This window comes from Pilosibacter sp. NGB245, from assembly GCF_057397225.1.
In genome coordinates this window covers 2897501-2923544 of sequence record NZ_CM171584.1, presented here as the reverse complement: position 1 = coordinate 2923544, position 26044 = coordinate 2897501, and the positions used below count along the sequence as shown (strand labels likewise).

20 protein-coding genes and 1 tRNA gene (1 of these 21 only partly in view) are annotated in these 26044 nt (G+C 50.8%); 19 read left to right on the top strand and 2 right to left on the bottom strand.

The genetic code is table 11. The features are described from left to right. Positions 1-26 precede the first annotated feature (26 nt). Together ACXMYH_RS13120 and ACXMYH_RS13115 are read left to right on the top strand one after the other, a co-directional pair. Complete coding sequence (locus ACXMYH_RS13120; RefSeq protein ID WP_215702210.1) at positions 27-866, top strand: undecaprenyl-diphosphate phosphatase; 840 nt, start codon at positions 27-29, stop codon at positions 864-866. Positions 867-1232: 366 nt separating this feature from the next. Continuing rightward, entirely contained in the window at positions 1233-2909 is a 1677-nt protein-coding gene (locus ACXMYH_RS13115) for a S1C family serine protease (RefSeq protein WP_486555038.1), read from the top strand. Between the two features lie 215 nt (positions 2910-3124). Here ACXMYH_RS13115 and gltS read toward each other — a convergent pair whose 3' ends face one another. Then, positions 3125-4309 (bottom strand): sodium/glutamate symporter, encoded by a 1185-nt coding sequence (gltS, locus tag ACXMYH_RS13110; protein WP_118533313.1) that lies wholly within the window; start codon positions 4307-4309, stop codon positions 3125-3127. Positions 4310-4909: 600 nt separating this feature from the next. Between gltS and clpX the strand changes: the two genes are divergently transcribed. Continuing rightward, a complete protein-coding gene (clpX, locus tag ACXMYH_RS13105) occupies positions 4910-6523 on the top strand; it encodes an ATP-dependent Clp protease ATP-binding subunit ClpX (protein WP_486555863.1) in 1614 nt (537 codons plus the stop codon). Positions 6524-6569: 46 nt separating this feature from the next. Here clpX and ACXMYH_RS13100 read toward each other — a convergent pair whose 3' ends face one another. Further along, positions 6570-8303 carry a S8 family peptidase gene (locus ACXMYH_RS13100; protein WP_486555037.1) on the bottom strand — a complete coding sequence of 578 codons (1734 nt, stop codon included), beginning with the start codon at positions 8301-8303 and terminating at the stop codon, positions 6570-6572. Between the two features lie 261 nt (positions 8304-8564). On the opposite strand from ACXMYH_RS13100, the gene ACXMYH_RS13095 reads away from it, so the two are divergent. The 16 genes from ACXMYH_RS13095 to ACXMYH_RS13020 all read left to right on the top strand — a co-directional run. Next, positions 8565-9071 (top strand): signal peptidase II, encoded by a 507-nt coding sequence (locus ACXMYH_RS13095; RefSeq protein WP_118533309.1) that lies wholly within the window; start codon positions 8565-8567, stop codon positions 9069-9071. An 88-nt stretch (positions 9072-9159) separates the two neighbouring features. Continuing rightward, on the top strand, positions 9160-10269 hold the full coding sequence (glf, locus tag ACXMYH_RS13090) for a UDP-galactopyranose mutase (protein ID WP_118533307.1): 1110 nt from the start codon (positions 9160-9162) through the stop codon (positions 10267-10269). Further along, the gene (locus ACXMYH_RS13085; RefSeq protein ID WP_486555036.1) at positions 10262-11575 is read left to right on the top strand and encodes a lipopolysaccharide biosynthesis protein; all 1314 of its coding nucleotides are present in this window, start codon (positions 10262-10264) and stop codon (positions 11573-11575) included. Before glf ends, ACXMYH_RS13085 begins: the two co-directional genes overlap by 8 nt. Continuing rightward, positions 11565-12491, top strand: a complete 927-nt coding sequence (locus tag ACXMYH_RS13080) for a glycosyltransferase family 2 protein (RefSeq protein ID WP_486555035.1) — start codon at positions 11565-11567, stop codon at positions 12489-12491. Before ACXMYH_RS13085 ends, ACXMYH_RS13080 begins: the two co-directional genes overlap by 11 nt. Positions 12492-12884: 393 nt before the next feature. Next, positions 12885-13460, top strand: coding sequence for a dTDP-4-dehydrorhamnose 3,5-epimerase (rfbC, locus tag ACXMYH_RS13075; RefSeq protein WP_015553895.1), 576 nt, complete (start codon positions 12885-12887; stop codon positions 13458-13460). A 156-nt stretch (positions 13461-13616) separates the two neighbouring features. After that, complete coding sequence (locus ACXMYH_RS13070) at positions 13617-14402, top strand: ABC transporter permease (RefSeq protein WP_485663125.1); 786 nt, start codon at positions 13617-13619, stop codon at positions 14400-14402. 9 nt (positions 14403-14411) lie between these two features. After that, the gene (locus tag ACXMYH_RS13065; protein WP_142412726.1) at positions 14412-15728 is read left to right on the top strand and encodes an ABC transporter ATP-binding protein; all 1317 of its coding nucleotides are present in this window, start codon (positions 14412-14414) and stop codon (positions 15726-15728) included. 91 nt (positions 15729-15819) lie between these two features. Continuing rightward, the gene (locus ACXMYH_RS13060; RefSeq protein WP_486555034.1) at positions 15820-16680 is read left to right on the top strand and encodes a class I SAM-dependent methyltransferase; all 861 of its coding nucleotides are present in this window, start codon (positions 15820-15822) and stop codon (positions 16678-16680) included. Then, on the top strand, positions 16677-19790 hold the full coding sequence (locus tag ACXMYH_RS13055) for a glycosyltransferase (RefSeq protein WP_486555033.1): 3114 nt from the start codon (positions 16677-16679) through the stop codon (positions 19788-19790). Before ACXMYH_RS13060 ends, ACXMYH_RS13055 begins: the two co-directional genes overlap by 4 nt. 353 nt (positions 19791-20143) lie before the next feature. Beyond that, complete coding sequence (gene rimI / locus ACXMYH_RS13050; RefSeq protein WP_329752633.1) at positions 20144-20692, top strand: ribosomal protein S18-alanine N-acetyltransferase; 549 nt, start codon at positions 20144-20146, stop codon at positions 20690-20692. Positions 20693-20768: 76 nt separating this feature from the next. Next, complete coding sequence (locus tag ACXMYH_RS13045; RefSeq protein ID WP_118299088.1) at positions 20769-21011, top strand: hypothetical protein; 243 nt, start codon at positions 20769-20771, stop codon at positions 21009-21011. Positions 21012-21478: 467 nt separating this feature from the next. After that, a complete protein-coding gene (locus ACXMYH_RS13040) occupies positions 21479-22390 on the top strand; it encodes a ribonuclease Z (protein WP_118322624.1) in 912 nt (303 codons plus the stop codon). A gap of 3 nt (positions 22391-22393) precedes the next feature. Continuing rightward, positions 22394-23431 (top strand): tRNA (adenosine(37)-N6)-threonylcarbamoyltransferase complex transferase subunit TsaD, encoded by a 1038-nt coding sequence (gene tsaD, locus ACXMYH_RS13035; protein WP_215702221.1) that lies wholly within the window; start codon positions 22394-22396, stop codon positions 23429-23431. Beyond that, a complete protein-coding gene (gene ispD / locus ACXMYH_RS13030) occupies positions 23431-24165 on the top strand; it encodes a 2-C-methyl-D-erythritol 4-phosphate cytidylyltransferase (RefSeq protein ID WP_215702222.1) in 735 nt (244 codons plus the stop codon). Before tsaD ends, ispD begins: the two co-directional genes overlap by 1 nt. Beyond that, positions 24152-25642, top strand: coding sequence for an AAA family ATPase (locus ACXMYH_RS13025; protein WP_215702223.1), 1491 nt, complete (start codon positions 24152-24154; stop codon positions 25640-25642). The genes ispD and ACXMYH_RS13025 overlap by 14 nt, the downstream gene beginning before the upstream one ends. Positions 25643-26017: 375 nt before the next feature. After that, a tRNA-Ser gene (locus ACXMYH_RS13020) sits at positions 26018-26044 on the top strand; it runs 59 nt beyond the window's last position.

The window sequence follows — 26044 nt, the reverse complement described above, 5'->3', positions numbered from 1 at the left end:
TCAAAATATAAAGCATAGGAGTGAATATGAGTAATTTTATTGAATTTCTGAAGATCATCGTATTCGGTGTCGTAGAAGGTTTCACCGAATGGCTTCCGATCAGCAGTACCGGACACCTGATCCTGGTGGAAAATATCGTCCACCTCAACGTCTCTGAGGACTTTATGAACGTGTTCCGCGTTGTGATCCAGTTAGGTGCGATCCTGGCCGTCCTGGTCCTGTATTTCAGACGGCTGAACCCGTTTGATCCGGGAAAGAAACCGGCACAGAAACGTGCAACCTGGCACTTATGGTTCAAGATCGTGATCGCGTGTCTCCCGGCGGCTGTCATCGGAATCCTGTTTGATGATGTTCTGGATAAGTACCTCTACAATCCGTATGTCGTAGCGGCAATGCTGATCATCTACGGTGTGATCTTCATCGCATTTGAGAACCACAATCAGTATGCGGAGGCGCGGGTAAAGAAGGTCTCCCAGATCAGCTACCAGACCGCCTTCTATATCGGTTTATTCCAGCTTCTCGCCCTGGTCCCGGGTACATCGAGATCCGGCGCGACGATCCTCGGCGCGATGATGCTCGGCTGCTCCAGAACAGTAGCATCCGAGTTCACCTTCTTCCTTGGAATTCCGGTCATGTTCGGCGCCAGCCTCTTAAAGATTGTTCACTACGGACTCGCATTCTCCGCGATGGAACTCTTCTTCATGGTGGCAGCGATGGTGATCGCGTTCATCGTTTCCATGTATTCGATCCAGTTTTTACTTGGATATGTCAAGAAACATGACTTCAAGTTCTTCGGATATTACCGTATCGTCCTTGGCGTGATCGTCCTGATCTACTTCGGACTGACTGCGATCCTTGCAAAATAGATCCTGTATTGTTAAAAAAAACATTCATATGAAATCCCGGGCTGTATGAGGAATGGCTGATCTCCTCATATAGCCCGGGATTTCCTGTTTCATAGGAAATTCCTATAGAACGTCCGGTTAAACGAAAAGACACTGTGTACAGAAATGTGATTCCATTTCACAGAACTATCCATGATTCATCACACTTTCATCACAATTCACTGGTACACTATGTCATGTAGTTGAGGGGAAGGAAAAAAGAGATCCCTTAAATACGAAAGACAAGATCTGAAAGCATCTGGCAGACAGGTTTTCCGAAGAAAGGCTGATCCGGATGCAGAAGAAATGATCAGAAATATCACTCGTTACAGAAAGGAGATACCTGTTATGTATGATGAAAATAAATGGAACGAAATGAACAATGAAAATGAAAAGAAGGACGGCGGGGAGCCGGTAAATGCGCAGAACGTTCAGAACGCACAGCAGCCGCAGAACCGCCCGCAGGATGCACAGCAGTCCCAGGGACAGAGCGAACACACCGGAAGACAGATCTACGGAAGACTCGGCGGTGCTCAGAGCGGTCAGCCATATAACGGAAATGCCCAGAATCAGAACCAGAACGGTTCCTACTACGGCGGACAGCAGCATCAGCAGTATTACGGAAACCAGAACCAGTACACAAACCCGTATCAGCAGTATGATTACTACCAGGGACATGGACAGAATCCGAATCAGAACGGAAACAGCCACCATGCTCCGAAGAAGAACCAGCATATGAAGACAGCGGCTCTCGTCACAGCGGCGGCACTTCTCTTCGGTGTTGTCTCCGGAGGTACGATGTACGGAGTCAACCGTGCGGCGAACACCCTGTTCCCGTACCAGAGTTCCCAGGCGAGCGCTTCCAGCGAGACGATCGGTCAGACTTCCCAGGTCCCGGCGGCGAACACCTCCACATCATCCAGCAACGGTGTTGTTATTGAGGATGTATCCGCGATCGTGGATGCGACACTTCCGTCCGTTGTATCGATCACGAATACCCAGCTCTACCAGAGCAACAGCTGGTTCGGACCGTCCCAGACTTACGAAGTTCCGAGCAGCGGTTCCGGCATCATCGTCGGACAGAATGACTCAGAGCTTCTGATCGTCACAAACAACCACGTTGTCAGCGACACCGAAGGTCTTACGGTCACATTCGCAGATGAGAGTACCGCAGATGCAGCGATCAAGGGAACCGATTCTGAGGCAGACCTCGCAGTGATCGCTGTTCCGCTCGACAGCATCTCCGCTGACACAAAGAGCAAGATCAAAGCGGCAACACTCGGTGATTCCGACTCCTTAAAGATGGGCCAGGGCGTGATCGCGATCGGCAATGCACTTGGACTTGGCCAGAGCGTCACAGTCGGACATGTCAGTGCATTAAACAGAGAGATCAACGTTGACGATACCACAAAGAACGTGATTCAGACAGATGCAGCCATCAACCCGGGCAACAGCGGCGGAGCTCTTTTAAACTCCAAAGGTGAGGTCATCGGTATCAATGAAGCAAAGTATGCAGATACAAGTGTTGAGGGCGTCGGCTATGCGATCCCGATCTCCAAAGCAAAAGCGATCATCGATGATCTGATGACAAGAACCACAAAGATCGCTGTTTCCGAATCAGAACAGGGCTATCTCGGGATCCAGTTACAGAACATCGACGAGTCCATGGCAAAGATGTACGGAATGCCGCAGGGTGTCTATGTTTACAAGATCATGGAAGACTCCGCAGCAGCAGGATCTGACCTTCATGAGAAAGACATCATCACAAAGTTAGACGGTGAGAAGATCTCCAACTATGCAGACCTTGCAAAGCTTTTAACTTACTATAAATCCGGTGATACTGTAACTCTTACCGTACAGTCTCTTGTCAACGGCAGCTACCAGGAGAGAGAAGTCCAGGTAACCTTAAAGAACCGTCCGGCAGAAGCTGACAATGGAAACAGCCAGGATCAGAGCCAGAGCCAGGATCAGAGCCAGAGCCAGGATCAGAAACCGGCACAGAGCCAGTCAAAGATCGGCAAATAAAACAGAAACAGAACAGGATCTGCAGCCCGCAGATTAAGGCGGGAGGCAGAAAGAAAAGATAAAAAGCAGGAGCGCCATCCGGACAGGCGCTCCTGCTTTTTGCTATCCGGTCTGGGAACCGGCAGCGGGGAAGGTTTGGTATAGAGTTTTTTCCCTGCACGGTGAAAACACAGGAGCCGCGGCAGGAATCTATCAGAAATTCCTGAAGATGGAATTTACAGGAAATTCATGAATGTCGTCAGTACCATGGAGTTGAAGAAGTCTACAAACAGACTTCCGACAAGCGGTACGATGAAGAATGCTCTCGGAGCTGCACCGTAGCGCTCAACGAGTGCTCTCATGTTTGCCATCGCGTTCGGGGTAGCGCCCATGCCGAAGCCGCAGAAAGCGGTGGTCATAGCAGCTGCCTCGTAGTCACGTCCCATCACGTTGAATACAACGAAGTTTGCGTACAGGAACATGACAACGGTCTGGACAAGAAGAATGACGATCATCGGAAGAGCGAGCGCTGCTAACTGCCAGAGCTTTAAGCTCATCATTGCCATGGAAAGGAACAGGTTTAAGGAAAGTCCGCCCAGGGCGTCGATCTCGACCATCGGAAGTTCTTTGTTCTGGACATCCCAGATATTGCGGATCGCTGCTGCTGCGAGCATAGCGCCGATGTAAGTCGGGAATGTCAGGTGGCATACATCTTTGAAGAAGGTGAAAATAAGAGTACCGAGACCGATGGCAACCGCTAAAAACATTGCGGATGTTGTGAATTTCTGACCATCAACGGCCGGCATAACCTCAGCTGTCTCGTTGCCTTCCTCAGCTGCTGTGGATTTCAAGTGGAGTTTTTCAACACGGGCGCGGGCGATCGGGCCGCCCATCATGCTTCCGGATACAAGTCCGTATGTAGCTGCCGCGAGAGCAACAGTGGTAGCGCCGACAACGGCATAATCCGTCTCAAGAAGCGGTCCGAAGGAACCGGATGTTCCGTGTCCTCCTACTAACGGCATGGAACCCATACATAAACCGAGCAGCGGGTTTAAACCAAAGGCTGCTGCGAGTCCGCTGCCGACTGCGTCCTGGATGACACAGATCGCGACCGCGAGACCGAGGAACATGAATACCTGGATGCCGCCTTTCTTTAAGAGACGGAAGCAGGCTGTGAATCCGACGCTGCAGAAGAAGATCGTCATGAAGACACTCTGTAATGTCGTGTCAAAGGAAAGTTCCAGGATCCCGGCTGCATATAATGCCAGATGAGCCAGCGCAAATACGATACCGCCGGCAACCGGTGCCGGGATGCAGTACTTGCTTAAGAATGAAAGTTTGTTGACCATGAGTCGTCCGAGACAATAGACGAGTGCGCCGAGAGCGCAGGCCTGATACATGTCGAGCTGTAAAGTAATCATAAGATACCCCCTCTTATTTTTTGGTAATTGTTCAATTATGCAAAAATCTGTGCAGGGAGACGAACGGAAAATTTGCATCCATAAACATCTCTGTGTACAAGCTGCACAAAAAACTGAACTTATCACCAATTTTTTGCTACAATTTCATCATAAAACCTCACTACAAAAAAATTCAAAAAAATACAGGGGGGAAGATTCAGATAGCGCTAAGCAAAAAAGCACATCTGTCTGGAACTTTGCGGCAGGCTTTTTGTTGCGAGTCCTGCGGATTTGCATTATAATAGTGGATAATTCGTAATCATTCAGTAGGTCTGCGCACTTGCTGCGCTGACCGTAATAAAACACAGGCTTGAAGGCAAAAATCCCATCGGCGAAGCCGATTTAAAATGGATTTTTGCTCGTAACTGTGAGGGCACTGAACAGTTACGGTAATTCTGAAAAATTCAGAAAGAAAAAAGATTCCGTGGATTTTGAGCGCATTTTGCAGAAAAAAGAGCGTATGTGGTGGCTGCGAAAATACGGGATATTTGCAACGATAGAAAGATCAGGAGAAATACATTGGAAGACAACAGAAATAACGGATATGAAAAAGTCTGCTGCATGTGCAGACGGACGGAGAACCAGGCGGGAAAGATGATCACACTGCCGGGCGGACTGAACGTGTGCAGGGACTGCATGCAGAGATCGTTTGACATGATGATGGGAAGCGGTATGGACTGGACAAAGATGTCTGGGTTTACGCCGGAGATGCTGAAAAATATGTATCTGGATCCGGAAAAAGCTAAAGATGTGATCGGACATACCGGTGACGGCGAAAAAGAGGAAGAGCAGACTGCTGCAAATACAGCTGATCCTGCAGACAATGCGGATGAGGACAAAACCCAGACTGTGGAGGACGCGGATGAGTCTGATGACAATGAAGATTTCGAAGAAGACGGCGAAGAGATGGAAGGAATCCCGCTCGGAAACATCTTCGGGATCCCGGTCGGTCAGATCGACCTCGGAGCCCTGATGGGACAGGGACATAAACGCTCAAAGAAAAAGAAGAAAAAAGTGAAGAAAGAGCTGTTCAAGCTCAGCGAGATCCCGGCTCCCCACGCGATCAAGGCGCAGCTCGACGAGTATGTGATCGGACAGGAACAGGCGAAAAAGGTGATTTCCGTCGCGGTTTATAACCATTATAAACGTGTATTCTCAAAGACATCCCCGGATGCGGAGAAGTACGGAACAGATATTGAGATCGAAAAATCGAATATCCTGATGATCGGACCGACCGGAAGTGGTAAGACGTATCTTGTAAAGACACTTGCGAAACTTCTCGATGTGCCGCTCGCGATCGCGGACGCGACTTCGCTGACGGAAGCCGGATATATCGGTGATGATATCGAGAGCGTTCTCACAAAGCTTCTCGCGGCGGCGGGCGGCGATATCCAGAAGGCGGAGATGGGGATCGTATTCATCGATGAGATCGATAAGATCGCGAAGAAGAAGTCCACGAATACCCGCGATGTCAGCGGTGAGTCTGTTCAGCAGGAGCTCTTAAAGCTTCTTGAGGGAGCGGATGTGGAAGTCCCGGTCGGAACAGGGCAGAAGAATGCCATGACTCCGATGGAAATGGTCAACACGGACAATATCCTCTTTATCTGCGGAGGTGCGTTCCCGGATCTTGAAACGATCATCAAGGAGCGCCTGACGAACACAACGTCCATCGGATTCGGCTCCGACCCGAAGGACAAGTACGATAAGGATCCGGACATTCTCTCAAAGGTCACAAACCAGGATCTCAGGGAGTTCGGAATGATCCCGGAGTTCCTCGGAAGACTTCCGGTGACAGTGACACTCCAGGGACTCACGAAGGACTTCCTGGTGCGGATCTTAAAGGAGCCGAAGAATGCGATCTTAAAGCAGTACCGGAAGCTTCTCGCGATGGATGAAGTCAACTTAAACTTTGATGATGACGCATTGGAATGGATCGCGGAACAGGCTTTAAAGAAAGACACCGGTGCGAGAGCGCTCCGGGCGATCATCGAGGAGTTCATGCTCGATATCATGTTCGAGATCCCGAAGGACCCGGAGATCGGTTCTGTGACGATCACCCGCGCGTATCTGGAAAAACATGGCGGCCCACGGATCGAGATGCGGGAGTATTCTACGGCGGACAAGAAGGCGGCTGCTCTGCCGGGGCCGACGGAAGCCTGTTACAAAGCTGAATAAATATGAATCCCGCTGATAGTGTCTGCACGGCATCGGATGTTATAAATTAAAGGTTTCTGAGATGTAAAAAAGCTTCATACAGATCCAGCGTTCCATATCCGAACTCACGGTTCGGGTATGTGAGCGCTGGATTTCTTTGTGCCCCACGGACGAAGATGGACTTTAGCACCGGCGTGTTGAGATACGGATAATTTGCATTGAGGACGCCCCAGTTCAACAGGATCGCCGCGGCACCGGCGAGGTGGGCGGCGGAGACGGAGGTGCCGGACATTCTTGTGAGACGTCTTCCTGAGACGGACGCGCCTAAGATGTTGACACCCGGGGCAGCGAGGTCCGGCTTTATCCGGCCGGACAGGCTGTAGCCGCGGCTGGCGTGGATGTAGATGCTGTTTTTGGTGTGGTCGTAGGCGGTGACAGTGATGGGATACCGGGCATTTCCGGGATCTGTGATGATCGTATCGGGATCCGGGCGGAGAAAATAGGTCTCATCGGTGATAAAGCCCCGGACCGGCAGCCAGAGATGAAAGGTCTCACGGATGTCCAGAGAGTTCCGTATCAGGATCCGCCAGATCCCGGACATGGGGTTTTCGAAGCGCATAAAGATAAACTGGCTTCCGGCGCTCACATCGGCGATCTGGGTGTAGACTGTGATCTGGGTCTGTTCCAGGAGAAAGGACACCGTGTTCTCGCCCCGGAGCGGAACGGAAATCTCCCGCGCAACTTCGCCGGTCGGTGAGATAAAGCCTACCGTGTAGACACCCATGTTCTCTGCCCAAAGTTCCATGGAAAAACCGGCTTCCCGTTCCCCCACCCGCAGCTCCGCGGTGACTTCATCCGTGCTTGCGTCCATGACAGCCCGGAAGTGATGTCTTGCCCCGGTCTCGTTCCCGGCAGCGGTGATGACGGCGGAACCGTTAGAAAGGCTGACCTGGTTTAAATACTGCCCGAGGCGGCTCATTCCCATGTGGCTTCCTATATTGGTGCCGAGAGGAATGCAGACGACGAGGGGCATGGAGTATTTTCTGGCGAGAAAATAGAGATAGGAGACGCCCATCATGATATCGTTTTCCTGGTAGGCCTCTGCCCCGTCCTGGATCAGGTAGAAGTCACGGAGATACTGCTTGGCGGGTTTTAATTTCACCATGGCGATGGATGCCTGCGGTGCCGCCCCGGAAAATCCCGCCCGTTCATCCCGGTTCCCGGCGGCAATGGAAGCGAGAAATGTTCCATGTCCGTTTTCGTCCCGGGTGGGGACGATGGAGGCGGGATTGTCGGAGTTCAGGGCCAGGTTGATCTCCTCGGCAGTGTATTGCGTGCCGTAGAGAGCTGAGAAGGCAGAAAATGGTTTTACAGTTTCATTCTCTATATTGTTAGAATTATCTGAATTATTTGTCTGGTCCCATATCCCAATAATTCTTGTACTTCCATCTACATTCCGAAACAGCGAATCTGTATAATTGATCCCCGTATCCACAAATCCCACAATAACTCCCGCGCCCTGATTGTTCAGCACCGGAAGCTCCCCCGCTGGCGTGATCCCGGCAGCATCCATACTTGTGACATCCAGAAGACTATATAGCTTCGGAACTGCCGAATATGTATAGGAAGTATAAGTAGAAGGTGTCACCGTGGAGAGCGGAACATAGACGACCGCCAGTGTAGAATTCACAAAATCAATGCAGTCTGTCCCCTGTGAACGAATAAACTCTTCAGGTGTAGTAAAATAAGGCGCGATAAAATCCGCAAAATCTTCCGACGCGACAGAATTTGTACATGACATGGCTGATACTCCGCAGAAAATGGTTCATACTATATATGTATATGAGGGACAAGGGCACATGTTCCCAAAAAAATTACAGGATCAGAAAACGGGAAGAGGAACGAGAGGCGTAAATGAAATGGGTAAGAAAACGTGTGAAAATGGCGCCGCGGTCTGACCGTGAAATAAGAAATATATGGACGGACCCTTTAAAATGTTGTAATATAAGGATATCTGTGAAAGTATGCAATCATGTAAGATAGAAAAGAAAGGGGAATCGCAATGTTTGGATTTTTGACATTCGGAACGACGCTTGCGCTTACAGATCTGGCTGTGAAAAAAGAGATCGAAGCCAGACCCGATGAAGAATTCCCGAAAACCGTGAAAGAATCAGGCGGCCTGATCCGCCTCTACAAAAACCACAATCCGGGCTTTTCCTTCGGATTCATGAAGGAATACCCGAAACTTGTGGAGATGGTCCCGGTCTGCATGCTGTCAGCGGTAGCCGGTGCATGGGCGTATGTGATCGGAAAGAAGGGACGCGTGCTGGAGAAGACGGCGCTGACCCTGGTGCTGGCCGGCGGAGCGAGCAACCTTTATGACCGGCTCAAACGCGGATATGTGGTGGACTATTTCAGCATCCAGTGGAAGAAACTGAAAAAAGTGGTCTTCAACCTGGGTGATATCTTTATTTTTGCCGGATCTGCCCTGTTTGCGGCAGTCCAGCTCGTGGAGGAGGTCCGCGAAATTCTTCCGAAAGAAAAAATCTTTGTTAAGGAAGAAGAGTAATTCAGGCAGCAGGACACAAAATCCAGCTCACCCATGCTGCAAAATACATCGGCGCAGAAAAGCCGGGACAATGAGGAGAACAGTCTATATGAAGAAACAATATGATTACCTGTTAGTGGGCAGCGGACTTTTCGCCGGAGTTTTCGCGTACTACGCAAAAAAAGCCGGAAAGACCTGCCTCGTTCTTGAGAAGAGAGGACATGCAGGCGGAAACATCTACTGCGAAAATATCGAGGGCATCAACGTACACCGCTACGGCGCCCATATCTTCCATACCAGTAACAAGGAAGTCTGGAACTTTGTGAACAGCCTCGTGGAATTCAACCGCTACACAAACAGCCCGGTTGCGAACTACAAGGGCGAGATGTACAACATGCCGTTCAATATGAATACCTTCAGCCGCATGTGGGGAATCTCCACTCCGGAGGAGGCAAAAAAGATCATCAACGAGCAGAGAAAGGTCATCAAGGGCGAGCCGAAGAACCTGGAAGAGCAGGCCATCAGCCTTGTGGGAACCCATATCTACCAGAAGCTTGTCAAGGGCTACACTGAGAAACAGTGGGGCAGAGACTGCAAGGAGCTCCCGGCTTTCATCATCAAACGTCTTCCGGTGCGCTACACCTATGACAACAACTACTTTAACGATCTCTATCAGGGGATCCCGATCGGCGGCTACAATAAGATCACAGAAAAGCTCTTTGAGGGCTGTGAGATCCGCCTTGGAACCGACTATCTGGCGGATAAAGCGAAATATGATGCGCTTGCGGACAAGGTCGTGTATACAGGAACCATTGACAGCTATTTTGACTACTGCTTCGGAAAACTCCAGTACCGCAGCCTGCGGTTTGAAACGGAAGTCTTAGACTGCGACAACTACCAGGGCAATGCGGTCATCAACTACACGGACCGCGAAACTCCCTACACGAGGATCATTGAACACAAGCATTTTGAGTTCGGAACACAGGAGAAGACGGTCATCACGAGAGAGTATCCGGCGGAGTGGACCGAGGGCATGGAGCCGTATTATCCGGTCAATGACGAGAAAAATCAGGAATTATATAAGAAGTACGCAGAACTCGCCGGAAAAGAGGAGAATGTGATCTTCGGAGGAAGACTCGCGGAATACCGTTACTATGATATGGATAAGGTCATCGAATCCGCATTTTCCTGCGTAAAGAAGGAATTCGGAAATGAGTAACAGTTCGAAAATGCCTCATGGATTTGCTCGCCTCATTATCGGTGACGGATCCGCAGTATCGGAGCAGAAGAACATCATCTGGAACATGATCGGAAGCTTTCTCTACGCCTTTGCTTCCATGGTACTTTCCATTGCCGTTGTCCAGCTCGCGGGCGAGGATGCGGGCGGGGTGTTTACCTTTGCCTTTACGACCTTCGGACAGCACATGTTCATGGCGGCGTACTTCGGTATCCGTCCGTTCCAGATCACGGATACCGGGGAGAAGTACACCTTCGGTGACTATCTCGGGCTGCGTCTCATCACCTGCGGCCTCGCGATCCTTGTGGGCTTTAGCTATGTGATGGTCAGCGGCTATACCTTTGAGAAAGCGGCCATCGTCTTCCTGATGGTGGTCTACAAGGTCATCGATGCTCTGGCAGATACATACGAGGCGGAATTCCAGCGCGGCGGAAGACTGTATCTGACAGGAAAATCCAATGCATTCCGGACGCTCCTCTCCGTGGCATGTTTCCTCGGAAGCCTCGCACTGACGGGAGAACTTCTGACGGCCAGTATCTGGGCGGTGGGCGCACAGATCGCAGGCTTTCTCCTGTTCGATGTCCTTGTGATCCGGGAACTCCCGAATGTGACATGGAAGTCGGGGCGCGGAAAGAAATTCCAGCTCTTCCGGGATAATATTCTGTTATTTTTCTCGGTGGTTCTGGACTTCTATATCTTTTCCGCATCAAAATACGCCATCGAGGCCCATATGGCAGACCGTGATCTCGCAGTCTACGGCGCGATCTTTATGCCGACCAGCGTGATCAACCTGGTTGCCGGATTCGTGATCCGCCCGTACCTCACAAAGCTCGCGGTGGACTGGGAGACAGGCCACTTAAAAGCATTCCGGAAGATCATCAGGAATCTTGCCCTGATCATTGCGGCGCTGACAGTCCTCGCGGTGGGCGGCGCATGGCTGCTCGGCATTCCGGTGATCAGCCTGCTGTATCCGAACCTGCGGGAGGGGCTTTCCACCTGCCGTGCGGCACTGGTACTCATCATCCTCGGAGGAGCACTGAATGCGTTCATGAACCTGTTTTATTATTCGCTCATAATTATGCAGAAACAGAAGTTCATCATTCTTGGATATGCTTTCGTCAGTGTGCTGGCGGTCCTTTCCTCCGGCTGGTTTGTCCGGATGGGCGGGATTCAGGGCGGTTCCTTTGTATACATGCTTTTGATGGCCGCACTGATGGTATTTTTCGGAATCTTTTCGGCAGGCTTTATGAAACAGAAAGAGAGAGCACAAAAACATAATGAAGGTTGATGTGATCATCCCGGTCTACGGTCCGGGAAACAGATTGTTGGAATTATTTGGCCAGTTGGGACACCAGACCGTACCGGTGGATCGGCTGATCGTCATGAATACAGAAAAGTCCCTGTGGGATAAGTGGACGGAGACTCTGGAACCGGGAAGACTCCCGGAAAATCTCTCCGTGTACCATGTGACGAAGGAAGAATTTGACCACGGTGCCACGAGAAATGCAGGGATCGAACATTCCGACGCGGATGTCTGTGTCTGCATGACTCACGACGCGCTTCCGGCGGACACGGGGCTCTTAAAAGCCCTGACGGACGCGCTTTTTTCAGAGAAGGATATCGCCGTGGCATATGCGAGACAGCTTCCCGCAAAGGACTGCAATATCATCGAGCGCCACACGAGAGAGTTCAACTATCCGGACAAAAGCCGGATAAAGAGGCTCTCGGATCTCGACACGCTTGGAATCAAGACGTACTTTTGTTCCAATGTCTGTGCGGCATATAAGCGGGAGATCTATATGGAGCTGGGGGGATTTATCCGGAAGACGATCTTCAATGAGGACATGATCTTCGCGGCGAAGGCCATGAAGAACGGATATGCGGTCTGCTATGCGGCAGACGCGAGAGTGATCCACTCCCACAACTACACGGCGGTGGAGCAGTTCCACAGAAATTTCGATCTTGCAATCTCTCAGGCGGATCATCCCGATGTATTCTCCGGGATCCGGTCTGAGGGCGAGGGGATCCGCATGGTGAAGGACACCGCGCGCTGGCTGGTAAAAACAGGGCATGCATACCTCGTGCCGAAGCTTGTGGTGGACAGCGGGTTTAAATATATGGGATATCTCGCCGGGAAGAGGTATAAAAAGCTGCCGAAGGCATTGGTAGTTAAGTTATCTATGAACCGGAATTACTGGAAATAGAGTTGAAAATTATGTGTAACTGTTCAGTAGGTCTGCACACTTGCTGCGCTGACCGTAAGAAAACATAGGATAGGAGGCAAAAATCCCATCAGCGAAGCTGATCTGGAATGGATTTTTGCGTGTAACTATGAAGGTACTGAATAGTTACAATTATGTAAACTGATTTGCTGCATATTCCTCTATATCAATGGCTGTGTGGCAGGTCAGAGCAGAAAAATATTGTCATTCTGCACTCCGGGTGGTATGATGTAGTGCGGAAATGCCGAAAAATGGCGGAAATACAGCGGCTGATCCGGAAAAAGCATATGCTTTTACTCCGGAAATGAAACGGACATATGCCGAAAGAGAAAACAAGCACAGCCGTAAATTTATAAAAAGGTGAGGTAAAAGACTATGGGAAAGATTAAAGTTTCTTCCTGTGAAACAGATGGAATGGTAATCGAGGGCCTTCATGTAATCGAGCCGACCGTATTCAACGACGAGCGCGGATACTTTATGGAGACATACAACCAGAATGACTTCAAAGAGGCAGGACTCAATATGGTATTCGTACAGGATAACCAGTCGATGTCCGTAAAGGGTGTACTCCGCGGCCTTCACTTCCAGAAACAGTTCCCGCAGGGCAAGCTTGTCCGTGCGGTACGCGGAACCGTGTTCGATGTAGCGGTTGACTTAAGAACACACTCCAAGACATACGGAAAGTGGTTCGGAGTTGAGCTCTCCGCAGAGAACAAGAAACAGTTCTACATTCCGGAAGGTTTCGCACACGGCTTTGTTGTCCTCTCCGACGAGGCAGAGTTTGCCTACAAGTGTACCGATTTCTATCATCCGGGTGACGAGGGCGGACTTGCATGGAACGATGAGACCATCGGCGTAAAGTGGCCGATCACGCCGGATATGCAGCTCATCATCTCTGAGAAAGACCAGAAATGGCCGGGATTCAAAGAGATCTTCAAGTTTGATCGTTAGTAATTAGCAGTGCGGCGCCAAATGCGGCAAGATGTGTCGCAAACTTGTTTGCGTAGGCATTTTTCCGCATTTAGCGACATAGGGCGCTGCCAGGAACTGCATCAATAGAAAGGTTGTAAAAGCGTGAATTATTTGACTTCATTACTGAAGGAGCTGGTGGCAAAAAGAAAACTGATCTGGGAGCTTTCCAAGGCAGATTTCAGAAAACGTTTTGTCGGCTCCTATTTTGGCGTTGTCTGGATGTTCATCCAGCCGATCGTCACCGTCCTGATCTACTGGCTCATCTTCGGTCCGATCGGATTCAAGAGTGCGCCGCCGGTGCCGAACGCCTCATACGTCCAGTGGCTGATTCCGGGCATCGCCCCGTGGTTCTTCTTCTCTGAAGCCTTGAACTGCGGAACGGGATGCCTTCAGGAGTACAATTATCTGGTAAAAAAAGTAGTATTCAAAGTGGAGATCCTGCCGGTGATCAAGCTGATCTCCTGTCTGTTTGTGCATGTATTTTTCGTCCTGATCATGTTCTTCGTGTTCCTGATCAGCGGCAAAAAACCGGAACTTTCCTGGATCCAGATCATTTATTACTCCTTTGCCACATCCATGTACGCTCTGGCGCTCACGTACCTTACGAGTGCGATCCAGGTATTCTTTAAGGATATGGCACAGATCGTCAGCATCTGCCTGCAGTTCGGCATGTGGCTGACCCCGATCATGTACAGTGAACAGTTATTCTTAGATAAGGGCTTGACGATGGCTCCGATGATCCTGAAACTGAACCCGTTTTATTATATCGCGGCGGGATACCGTGACAGCATGCTGACGGGAGACTGGTTCTTCATGCGTCCGACACTGACCGTGTATTTCTGGGCAGTGACCCTGATCACCATGTTAGTGGGACTCAAAGTATTCAAGCGGCTCCGTCCGCATTTCTCAGATGTATTGTAGGAGGAAACCATGTCTGCCAATGCGATTACAGTAAAAGACGTGACGAAGGTGTACAGACTCTACGACAAGCCGATTGATCGACTGAAAGAGTCCTTAAGCCCGACACATAAAAGCTATCACAAGGATTTCTATGCCTTAAATGGTCTCTCCTTCAATGTAGAAAAGGGTCAGACCGTGGGCATTATCGGAACGAACGGTTCCGGAAAATCAACGATCTTAAAGATCATCACCGGCGTCCTCACACCGACCACCGGTCAGGTGGACGTGGAGGGAAAGATCTCCGCGCTTCTGGAACTTGGAGCCGGGTTCAATATGGACTACACCGGAATTGAAAATATCTATATGAACGGCACCATGATGGGGTATTCCCGGAAAGAGATGGATGAAAAGCTGCAGGATATTCTGGATTTTGCGGATATCGGCGATTTTGTCTATCAGCCGGTGAAGACATACTCCAGCGGTATGTTCGTCCGTTTGGCATTTGCGCTTAACATTAACGTGGAGCCGGAGATCCTGATCGTCGACGAGGCCCTGTCCGTCGGAGACGTATTCTTTCAGGCAAAATGTTACCGGAAGATGGAGGAGATCAAGCAGAGGGGAACAACGATCCTCATGGTTACCCACGATATGGGCAGTATCATCAAATACTGCGATAAGGTCGTTCTCTTAAACAAGGGCGAGTTCATCGCGGAAGGTGAGCCGGGCCATATGGTGGATCTCTATAAGAAGATCCTGGCAAACCAGCTGGATTCCTTAAAGGAAGAGCTGGAGAGCGACTATTCCGGCGGTATGCTGGGCGAAGAAAAGAACGTGAAGGCTGAGAAAGCCCATTCTGATGGATCCCTCATGAAGGATAAGATCACCATCAACACTGACCGAACCGAGTACGGAGACGGACGGGCAGAGATCTTTGATCTGGGGCTTTTTGACGCGAGAGGAAACCTCACAAATCTCCTGCTAAAGGGAGAGATGTTCACGATCAGGGAGCGGATCCGCTTCCATGCGCCGATCAAGTGTCCGATCTTTACCTATACGATCCGTGACAAGAAGGGAACGGATCTCACCGGAACGAACACCATGTATGAGGGCTGTGACATCAAACCGGTGGGAGACGGCGATGTCTACGATGTTTCCTTTACCCAGAAGATGACACTGCAGGGCGGCGAGTATCTTCTCTCCATGAGCTGTACAGGCTTTGAGGGTGAGGAACATGTGGTATACCACCGCCTGTACAATATCGCAAACCTTACGGTGATCTCCAATAAGAATACGGTCGGTGTGTATGACATGGAATCGGAAGTGGAGACATCGTTGACAAAAGCATAAGACCAGAACATGGCATTTTGACAGCAGGATCTGTCTGAAAAGACCGGCAGGATCCGGGAAAAATGTCTGTGACACATAGCGGGAGAAAAAGATGAAGGATTACAGTTATGAACTTCTTGACCTGCTCGAAAAGTATAAAGGAGATGCGGAGGCGGCACTGCGGGGAGAAACAAGCCCGTGGTGTCTCTACGCATTTTCTCCGTTAAGGGAAAATCTTTTCGAGTGGCTGGAAATGAAAAAAAATGACCGGGTTCTCCAGGTCGGATCCGACTACGGTTCCTGTACCGGACTTTTTACAGAGCGTGCCGGTGAGGTGGTCGTTCTGGATCAGCGGGATGAGAATCTGGAGGTGAACCGGAGAAGGCATGGAGAAAAGAAAAATCTCTTCCTGATCCGCGGGGAACTTCCGAAGGCAGATGCAGAGTCTCTTGGGTGGAAAGAGTACAAGGGAAAAGAACGTGCAGCAGCGGAGCTGGACGCGCTCTATAAAGCTGGATTCGACTATGTGATCCTGCCGTCCATGCTTTCCGCGACAGAGAAAAGCGGGGCAGCGGATCTGCTCGAGAGAGCGGCATCCCTTGTGAGACCGGGAGGAAAACTCTTAGCAGCGGCTGAGAATGAGTCCGGCGTCCGCTATTTCATGGGAGCGGAACCATTTGAGCACTCCTTCCTAGAGGTGGAGTTCCGCGGCCTGTTTGAGGACTTAAAAGAGAAATTTGGCGGAACCGCAATGCTCTACTACCCGGTTCCGGATTACCGTTATCCGGTAACTCTCTACTCTGATGACTATCTCCCGCAGACCGGCGATGTGACGAATATCTCCGCCCGTCTTGACGGTCCGGGACTCTGGTTCGGAAACGAGGAGAAAGCCATGGCGAACGCATGCAGAAATGGAGATTTCGCGAAGTTCACGAACTCATTTCTTGGCATGTGGGAAAAGGGGAAGGCATGAGACAGATTTTATTTGTAAAATACAACCGGACCAGAGCGGAGCAGTTCCAGTTAAAAACGGAGATCGTGCGCGAGGACGGAGTTCTCACTGTCGAGAAGACAGCTCTCACGAAAGCCGGCGAGGCGCATATCCGCTCATTCGGGGAAAAATATGAGAAGATCCGCGATCTGAATCCGGCCGTCCGCTTTTTAAAACCGGAGTGGAAAAAGGATCAGAAGACGGTTTCTTTCCAGTACTTAAACGGTAAGACCGTAGGGGACGCCCTGGGCGAGGCGATCGTCATGGGGGAAGTTCCGTATCAGGAACTTGAGAAGGTGATGAACGTCCTGTTCCCGGAAGACCCTGACGAGAAGAAATTTGAGGCAACGCCGGAATTTGAGGCGGTATTCGGGAAAGTCCCGGAGATCAGCGATCAGGCGGTTTCCGTGTCCAACGTGGACGGACTCTTCGAGAACCTTATGGTCCCGGAAAATGAGAACTGTATCTACGGGATCGACTACGAGTGGGTATTTGACTTCCCGATCCCGGAGAAATTCTTAAAATACCGCAATCTCTTATATTTCTACAGACGTTATGAGAAGGTGCTGAACGTTAAAGAAGAGGACCTATACGCGCATTTTGGGATTACAGCGGAAGAGCAGGCTGTTTTTGGCGGAATGGAAAAGGCGTTCCAGTCCTATGTTCATGATGCCGGTTCCTTCGGTTACATGAAGCAGTATGAGCAGCCGACAAAGACGGTCGAGTTCCTTTTAGACCGTGAGAGCGAGCTCTACAAGGTAAAAGACTGGTGTGAGAATTTAAAGCAGGAGATCTCCGAGAAAGATGTCACGATCATGAAACAGCAGGAGGTCCAGCGCCTCACCAACAATCATGTGACGAATCTTGAGAACATCATCACAAGTCTCAGAAGCGAGAATGCGAGAATGGCGGGAGACCTGCAGTATCTGTCGAAACATGAGGCGATCATGTGGAAAATTCTCCGGAAATGCCATCACGCTGTGGATAAAGTCATGCCGAAGGGCACGAGAAAGAGAAAGATCGCTGGATATTTCAAGAATACCGTCTTCCATCCGGGAAAATACGGAAAGCTGTATTTCACGAAGGACGGACGAAACAGGATCCGTGGAGATTTCAAGATCGGCGCCGGTTACCTGGAACACGGAAAGCTGCACTTTGACTATGTGGAGCATCCGACCGTTTCCATCGTGATCCCGGTCTACAACCAGATCCACTACACATATGCCTGCCTGCTCTCAATCCTGGAGAACACGAAGGATGTGACTTACGAGATCATCATTGCGGATGACGTGTCCACGGATGCGACAAAGGAACTCTCCCTGTACGCGGAGAATCTCGTGATCTGCAGAAACAAGACAAACCAGGGATTTTTAAGAAACTGCAACCAGGCTGCGAAGGCGGCCCGCGGCAAGTATGTCATGTTCTTAAACAATGACACCCAGGTAACACCGGGCTGGCTTTCCTCCCTTGTGAACCTGATCGAGTCGAATCCGACGATCGGAATGGTCGGTTCCAAGCTCGTGTACCCGGACGGACGTCTTCAGGAAGCTGGAGGAATTATCTGGAGCGATGGTTCCGGCTGGAATTATGGCCGTCTCGATGATCCGGAGAAACCGGAGTACAACTACGTGAAGGATGTGGACTACATCTCCGGCGCGGCGATCCTGCTCTCGACGGATCTCTGGAAGCAGATCGGTGGCTTTGATGAGCTGTTTGCACCGGCATACTGTGAGGACTCCGATCTTGCATTTGAGGTGAGAAAAGCCGGATACCGCGTGGTCTACCAGCCGTTATCGAAGGTCATCCACTTTGAGGGCGTCTCCAACGGTACCGATGTCAACGGAACCGGTCTGAAGCGCTACCAGGTGGAGAACAGCAGAAAATTAAAAGAGAAGTGGGCGGAGGAGTTCAAAAAGCAGTCTGTCAACACAGGCAATCCGAACCCGTTCCGTGCCCGTGAGAGAAGCCAGAAGAAGCCGGTGATCCTTGTTGTGGACCACTATGTTCCGACATTTGATAAGGATGCGGGATCCAAGACAACCTATCAGTATCTGAAAATGTTTGTGAAGATGGGATATTCCGTGAAATTCCTCGGAGACAACTTCCTTCACGAGGAGCCGTACTCGACGACACTCCAGCAGATGGGCGTGGAGATCTTATACGGACCGGGATACCAGGCAGGAATCTGGGACTGGCTGACAAAGAATAAGGACGAGATCGATTTTGCGTACCTGAACCGTCCGCATATCGCGATCAAATATATTGACTTTATCAAGAAGAACACCAATATCAAGGTGATCTACTACGGACATGACCTGCATTTCTTAAGAGAATACCGGGAGTATGAGCTCACCGGCGATATCCAGAAAAAGCGGGAGTCCGATTACTGGAAATCCATCGAGTTCTCCCTGATGGAGAAGGCGGCGGTATCCTACTATCCGTCTTACGTGGAGGAAGAAGCAATCCATGCGATCCATCCGGAGTACAAGATCAGGGCGATCACTGCCTATGTCTACGAGAAGTTCCTGGAGAATATCGACAAGGACTTCGAAAAGAGAGAAGGACTGCTGTTTGTCGGTGGATTCGCGCATCCGCCGAATGCTGACGCGGTTCTCTGGTTCGCAAAGGAGATCTTCCCGCTGATCAGACAGAAGCTTGATGTGAACTTCTATGTTGTCGGATCCAAGGTGACAGATGAGATCAAGGCGCTTGAGCAGCCGGGAAGCGGCATCATCGTCAAGGGCTTCGTCACAGAGGAAGAGCTTGCATCTCTTTATGCGACATCCCGGATCGTTGTGGTTCCGCTGCGTTACGGTGCCGGAGTCAAGGGAAAGGTTGTCGAGGCGGTCTATAATGGATCGGCCATCGTCACTACTTCCATCGGTTCCGAGGGAATCCCGGAGGCGGAACGCGTCATGAAGGTCGCTGACGGACCGGAGGCGTTTGCCGATGAGGTTGTCAAGATGTACCAGGATCCGGCGGAGTGTCGCAGAATGTGCGAGGAGACGCAGAAGTATATTCGTGAGTATTTCAGTGTCGAGGCGGCGTGGAAGGTCATTGAAGGAGATTTTACGCCGGAGAAGAAACGGTAAGAGTTTTCTGATCGCACGAATGTGGAAGTGTTTCACGATTTCTGCGTTTACAATTCTGAAAAACATGGATAGGAAGGAAAAAATCCCATCGGCAAAGCCGATTTGGAATGCATTTTTGCTCGTAACTTGCCATACATCTGAAGGGAAGCTCCGTGGGGAGGCTCTTGTAGGTGTGAGGGTACTGAACAGTTACGTTTATTCATGAATCGAATATTGCATCATACGATTCTGCCGGGACTTTCGTTCCCGGCAGTCTGTATATGCAGAGAAATTTTCCGGCGAAGCGATCTGGGCGGGATGCAGATGGACCGATCATTGGGAATGGCTGCAATGCAGCAAAAAAGGAGAATATAGTGGAAATAAACAATATTCATGAAAATTCTAATAATTACAACAAATACACAAAGGATAGTAGCGATGAGGCGAAGTCCGCGGGAAAGGCGGAGACGATTCTTCGTGCGATGACTGCGGATGATCTTCCGGCGGTGGAACGGATCGAACAGACTTGTTTTTCCGATGCATGGTCGGAGAAGCTTCTCTCCGATATGCTGGAGAGCGAGTGGGACGAGGCCTGGGTGCTTGCGGACGAGAAGAATTCCGTGATCGGGTATGCGAATTTCCGGTTTCTCGCAGGGGAAGGGGAGCTTATGAGGATCGCTGTGCTTCCGGAATACAGGGGACATGGGGAGTCAAAGAAACTCATGGATCGTCTGGAAATCTCTTCAAGGGAGAAGGAGGCACCGGATTTGACTCTGGAGGTGCGTGCCGGGAACACGCCTGCGATAAACCTTTATAAATTCTATGGTTTTCAGGCGGAGGCTGTTCGGAAGAATTATTATCATGATCCGGTGGAGGACGCGCTCATCATGTGGAGACGGCCGGTTCCATCGATTCCCACTTAAAATCATGATTTTTTCCGCTATACTGTAGGGGACTCCGGGGGAACCGGGGATGATGAAGGCGGAGGAAAAGAGAAATATGAGAAAATACGGAAAAGACGGTCGGTTGGAGAGCGTGATCTGCAACAGGTGCGGAAGGAAGTTGGCAGTGAGGAATGGGATCGTGCGGGAAGGCGTGTTTTCGTCGGATCATGCGTGGGATTTCTTTTCGGAGAAGGATGGGGAGGTTCACCATTTTGATCTGTGTGAGGAGTGCTATGATGAGGTGACGGGGGAGTTCCGGGTTGCGGTGGAGGTGGAGGAGGAAATCGAGATGCTGTAAAAGGATCAAGGCGGGCGGCTGGAGAGGTTGCCTGCCTTTTTTGTTGGTGGGGGGGGGTACGCGGTGAGCTTCCACTCAGGAGTGCTGGGGATGCGGGGATGGTTCCACTAAGCTTGCGGATGGCTGCTAAGGGCGGAGGACAGGGGACACAACTCGCTGCGCTCAGACAAGTGTCCCCTGTCCTCCAACGCATCTGTCCGCGAGCCAAGTGGAACCAGATCCCCGGATCAATGCACTCCTGATCGGAAGCTCACCGCTGTGTATTGCAGATGGGACGCTCGTGGCGGGCACATCGATGGGAGTATAAGGTGTCTTTCGATGGTTTCTTTCCTGAGGAATAAGGGCTGCATCTCTTGCATATGACTGGCGCTTTATGGTATGATACGTGCAGACTTGATAAATTTAGTATCAAAGGGGACAAAAGTTTTTTTGACCCCGCCATTATGATAGAATGCAGAGGAAATTACATGTTAGATATCTGTTTACTGGGGACCGGGGGCATGCAGCCGCTGCCGTATCGTTGGCTGACGTCTATGATGGCGCGCTGTGACGGCAGTAATCTGTTGATTGACTGCGGCGAGGGGACCCAGATTGCTTTGAAGGAAAAGGGATGGAGTCCGAAACCGGTGGACGTGATCTGTTTTACGCATTATCATGCGGACCATATCAGTGGGCTTCCGGGTTTTCTTTTGACGATGGGAAATGCGGAGCGGACGGAGCCGGTGCTTCTTGTGGGTCCGAAGGGGCTGGAGCGGGTTGTCGGCGCGCTCCGGACGATCGCGCCGGAGCTTCCGTTTCCGCTTGTGTTTAAGGAGCTCACGGAGCCGAGGGAGAAGTTCCAGGCGGGGCCGTATGTGGTCGATGCGTTTCGTGTGAATCACCGTGTTACCTGCTACGGCTACCGTATCACGATCCCGAGGAACGGCAAGTTTGATGTGGAGCGGGCGAGAGCGCAGGAGATCCCGCAGAAGTTCTGGAGCAGACTCCAGAAGGGCGAGACGATCGAGCATGAGGGACGGACCCTGACGCCGGATATGGTGTTGGGCGAGAAGCGCCGCGGGATTTCTGTGACTTACACGACTGACACGCGCCCGGTCCCGGCGATCGCGGAATATGCTGCGGATAATGATCTTTTTATCTGTGAGGGCATGTACGGCGAGAAGGAGAAGATCGCGAATGCGCGGGAGAATAAGCACATGATGTTCCAGGAGGCAGCGAAGCTCGGAAAGGAAGCGAATCCGAGGGAGATGTGGCTGACGCATTACAGCCCGTCGTTGATGCATCCGGAGGAATATTTGAATGAGATCAGGGAGATTTTCCCGAAGATCAAGACCGCCCGCGATGGCTGGTCTGCAGAACTTGGATTTGACGAGGATTAGAAAATGAAGATACACAGTGTTGAAGAAGACGTATATATACTTGCAATCGAGAGCTCCTGTGACGAGACGGCAGCTTCCGTCGTAAAGAATGGACGTGAGGTGCTGTCCAACGTGATCTCATCCCAGATCGCGCTCCACACGCTCTATGGCGGCGTAGTGCCGGAGATCGCATCGAGAAAGCATATTGAGAAGGTAAACCAGGTGGTTCAGGCTGCCCTTGATGAGGCGCATATGACTCTGGGCGAGATCACGGCGATCGCGGTGACTTACGGTCCGGGTCTTGTGGGTGCTCTTCTTGTCGGAGTTGCGGCTGCGAAGGCGATCGCCTATGCGGCAAAGAAACCGCTGGTTCCGGTCCATCACATCGAGGGACATGTTTCCGCGAACTTTATCGAGCATCCGGATCTGGAGCCGCCGTTTGTCTGCGAGATCGTGTCCGGCGGACATACCCACCTTGTGATCGTAAAGGATTACGGCGAGTTTGAGATCATCGGACGCACGATGGATGACGCGGCCGGAGAGGCTTTCGATAAGGTTGCCCGCGCGGTCGGACTCGGATATCCGGGCGGACCGAAGGTTGACAAGGCGGCAAAAGAGGGAAATCCGCATGCCATGGAGTTCCCGCGTGCGAAGGTTGGCGGATCCCAGTATGATTTCAGCTTCAGCGGTATGAAATCCGCTGTCTTAAACTATATCAACCAGGCGGAGATGAAGGGCGAGACGATCAATGTCCCGGATCTCTGTGCTTCGTTCCAGAACGCAGTGGTGGATGTTCTTGTGAGCCGCGCGATCGCTGCAACAAAGGAATTTGGCTATAAGAAGCTTGCGATCGCGGGAGGTGTCGCATCGAACTCTGCCCTCCGTGCCGGAATGAAAGCGGCATGTGAGAAAGCCGGGATCGAGTTTTACTATCCGTCACCGATCTTCTGTACCGACAATGCGGCGATGATCGGCGCGGCCGGATATTATGAATACATCAACGGAGTGCGCGCAGGCTGGGATCTGAATGCGGTTCCGAACCTGAAACTGGGAGAACGGTAATGGAACAGGTAAAAAAAGCTGCGATCGTTCTGGCGGCCGGTCATGGAAAACGGATGCACAGCAAGGTGGCGAAACAGTATCTGCTCTTAAACGGAGAGCCGGTGCTGGTCCATGCCCTGCGTGCGTTTGAGATGAGCGGGATGGATACGATCATCCTGGTGACCGGGGCGGACGAGGTGGAATTCTGCAGGAAGGATATCGTGGAGGCCTATGGGTTTTCCAGCGTGAAACAGGTCGTGCCGGGCGGAAAAGAGCGGTATGACTCTGTCTGGAACGGTCTCTGCGCTTTGAAGGCAGCAGGATTCCCGGAAGATGGGATCGTCCTGATTCATGATGGGGCGAGACCGCTTGTGGACGGGGAGATCATTGCGCGCGCAGTGGATGGCGCCTGCAGCTATTCTGCCTGCGTGGCAGCGATGCCGGTAAAGGATACGATCAAAGTGGCGGACGCGGACGGATTTTCCGAGAGCACCCCGGACCGCAGCACCCTGTGGCAGATCCAGACCCCGCAGGCATTCCGGTTTGAGCTGATCTATCGTGCGTATGAGAAGATCTTCGCACCGGGGGCAGACCGCAGCCATATCACGGACGACGCGATGGTGGTAGAGCTGATGACGGATACAAAGGTAAAATTCGTGGAAGGCAGCTATTCTAATATTAAAGTGACGACTCCGGAGGATATGGTGATCGCGGAGGCACTTCTGTACAAGGGAGAAAAACATGTCAGTTTTTGATTTTAATGCGGAAGCAAAAGAAGAGAGAAAGAACGCGAAATGCACATTTACGTTATTTCGTTCCAATGAGACCACGGCAACTCCGGAACATCCGATCCTGGTCCTGGACAACCGGGAAAAACAGTGGGAGCACCATTCCAAAGGTGTGTTTACGAACCCGGTACGGGAGACGGCCTTTGAATTTGAGGATGAAGACGGCAGAACACACAGCGCCGATATCTTAAAAATAGACGCGCGTTTTGTGAAACTGCTGAAATGGCTGGGAGAAAATAAGATCAACGTGCGTCTTTCCGGCTCCAATGAGGCGGACGGATATGCAGTGTACAAGATCAGGGAGATCGCCTTTGGCGGCGGAACAAAGCTTTCTGCGGAAGATGGCTTCTTACAGTATATGATCGGACGTCTTCAGGCGAGCAGTGCCCCGGCAGAAGAAGTGTCGGAGGAAGAGGCAGCGGAAGATGGAGATGATATGAAGCTGACCAGCCTTCAGAGCATCACGGATTTCATGACATGTGCGGGAGGAACACTTCCGGATAATATCCGCCTGTGGGCAAGAAGAAACCTTGCGGTGGCAAATTCCCATGAGGTGTCACCGGAAGAGCGCCGTCATGCCCAGAGAGCGCTGTCCATCATGATGAACATCCAGTGGAAGAGCAACTATTTTGAGGCCATCGATCCGGAAGAGGCGAGACGGATTCTGGATGAGGAGCTGTATGGAATGGAGCGGGTAAAGCAGAGGATCATCGAGACGATCATCCAGATTAACCGTACCCACACGCTCCCGGCTTACGGAATCCTTCTCATCGGACCGGCGGGAACGGGAAAATCCCAGATCGCTTACGCGGTAGCGAGGATCTTAAAACTGCCGTGGACGACCCTGGACATGAGCTCCATCAATGACCCGGAGCAGCTGACAGGAAGCTCCCGTGTATACGCAAATGCGAAGCCGGGAATCATCATGGAGGCATTTTCGCTGTCCGGCCAGTCGAATCTTGTGTTCATCATCAACGAGCTCGACAAGGCTGCGTCTGGAAAAGGAAACGGAAATCCGGCGGATGTTCTTTTGACGCTGCTGGATAACCTTGGATTTACGGATAACTATATGGAGTGCATGATCCCGACGGGTGGAGTTTACCCGATCGCGACGGCCAACGACCGCTCAAAGATCAGCGCACCGTTAATGTCACGTTTCGCAGTGATCGATATTCCGGATTATACGGAAGAGGAAAAGAAAATCATCTTCTCGAAATTTGCGCTTCCTAAGGTATTGAAACGGATGAGCATGAGAGAGGAAGAATGTGAGATCCTTCCGGAGGCACTGGATGAAGTGATCAGCCGGTATTCGGATACATCGGGAATCCGTAATCTGGAGCAGGCAGCAGAACATATTGCAGCCAACGCTCTTTACCAGATCGAAGTAAATCATGTGAATAAAGTAGTTTTCGATAAGAAAATGGTTCGGGAATTATTAGGATAAGAACGAGGAGACCTGGTGCCTCCTTATTCTTTTATGATAGGAAAGGATGGATTGCGTGTAGGGCAATGATATGTCCGCGAAAAATTTCTGAAGGAAAAGAAAAGGGAAAGCCTGCGGAAACAGGAAGCCCGGACAAAGCCGGGTTTGAATAACAAACTTTTTTGAAAATATTTTTGAAAAAAGTTTGCGAAGATGAAAAACAGAGAAAGGAAGCATGAAAGAACAGATACTAGATATTGATATTTACGCGGATTAAAATAGCATATTTTGTATACAATTTAAAAAGAATCAAAAAACAAAAAAAAGTTTGGAAAAATGCTTGACAAAACTGTAATTGTAGGTTATTATTAATGAGCACGTTTGAGAGAGCGCTTTGGAGAGATATCGAAGTGGTCATAACGA

Bases quoted from the DNA above. Each gene is read 5' to 3' on its own strand.
- ACXMYH_RS13045 (WP_118299088.1), top strand. From the start codon at position 20,769: ATGAGAAAATACGGAAAAGACGGTCGGTTGGAGAGCGTGATCTGCAAC.
- ACXMYH_RS13120 (WP_215702210.1), top strand. From the start codon at position 27: ATGAGTAATTTTATTGAATTTCTGAAGATCATCGTATTCGGTGTCGTA.
- clpX (WP_486555863.1), top strand. From the start codon at position 4,910: ATGTGCAGACGGACGGAGAACCAGGCGGGAAAGATGATCACACTGCCG.
- ACXMYH_RS13055 (WP_486555033.1), top strand. From the start codon at position 16,677: ATGAGACAGATTTTATTTGTAAAATACAACCGGACCAGAGCGGAGCAG.
- gltS (WP_118533313.1), bottom strand. From the start codon at position 4,309: ATGATTACTTTACAGCTCGACATGTATCAGGCCTGCGCTCTCGGCGCA.
- tsaD (WP_215702221.1), top strand. From the start codon at position 22,394: ATGAAGATACACAGTGTTGAAGAAGACGTATATATACTTGCAATCGAG.
- ACXMYH_RS13080 (WP_486555035.1), top strand. From the start codon at position 11,565: ATGAAGGTTGATGTGATCATCCCGGTCTACGGTCCGGGAAACAGATTG.
- rfbC (WP_015553895.1), top strand. From the start codon at position 12,885: ATGGGAAAGATTAAAGTTTCTTCCTGTGAAACAGATGGAATGGTAATC.
- ACXMYH_RS13100 (WP_486555037.1), bottom strand. From the start codon at position 8,303: ATGTCATGTACAAATTCTGTCGCGTCGGAAGATTTTGCGGATTTTATC.
- ispD (WP_215702222.1), top strand. From the start codon at position 23,431: ATGGAACAGGTAAAAAAAGCTGCGATCGTTCTGGCGGCCGGTCATGGA.
- ACXMYH_RS13060 (WP_486555034.1), top strand. From the start codon at position 15,820: ATGAAGGATTACAGTTATGAACTTCTTGACCTGCTCGAAAAGTATAAA.
- ACXMYH_RS13065 (WP_142412726.1), top strand. From the start codon at position 14,412: ATGTCTGCCAATGCGATTACAGTAAAAGACGTGACGAAGGTGTACAGA.
- ACXMYH_RS13115 (WP_486555038.1), top strand. From the start codon at position 1,233: ATGTATGATGAAAATAAATGGAACGAAATGAACAATGAAAATGAAAAG.
- glf (WP_118533307.1), top strand. From the start codon at position 9,160: ATGAAGAAACAATATGATTACCTGTTAGTGGGCAGCGGACTTTTCGCC.
- ACXMYH_RS13025 (WP_215702223.1), top strand. From the start codon at position 24,152: ATGTCAGTTTTTGATTTTAATGCGGAAGCAAAAGAAGAGAGAAAGAAC.
- ACXMYH_RS13085 (WP_486555036.1), top strand. From the start codon at position 10,262: ATGAGTAACAGTTCGAAAATGCCTCATGGATTTGCTCGCCTCATTATC.
- ACXMYH_RS13040 (WP_118322624.1), top strand. From the start codon at position 21,479: ATGTTAGATATCTGTTTACTGGGGACCGGGGGCATGCAGCCGCTGCCG.
- ACXMYH_RS13095 (WP_118533309.1), top strand. From the start codon at position 8,565: ATGTTTGGATTTTTGACATTCGGAACGACGCTTGCGCTTACAGATCTG.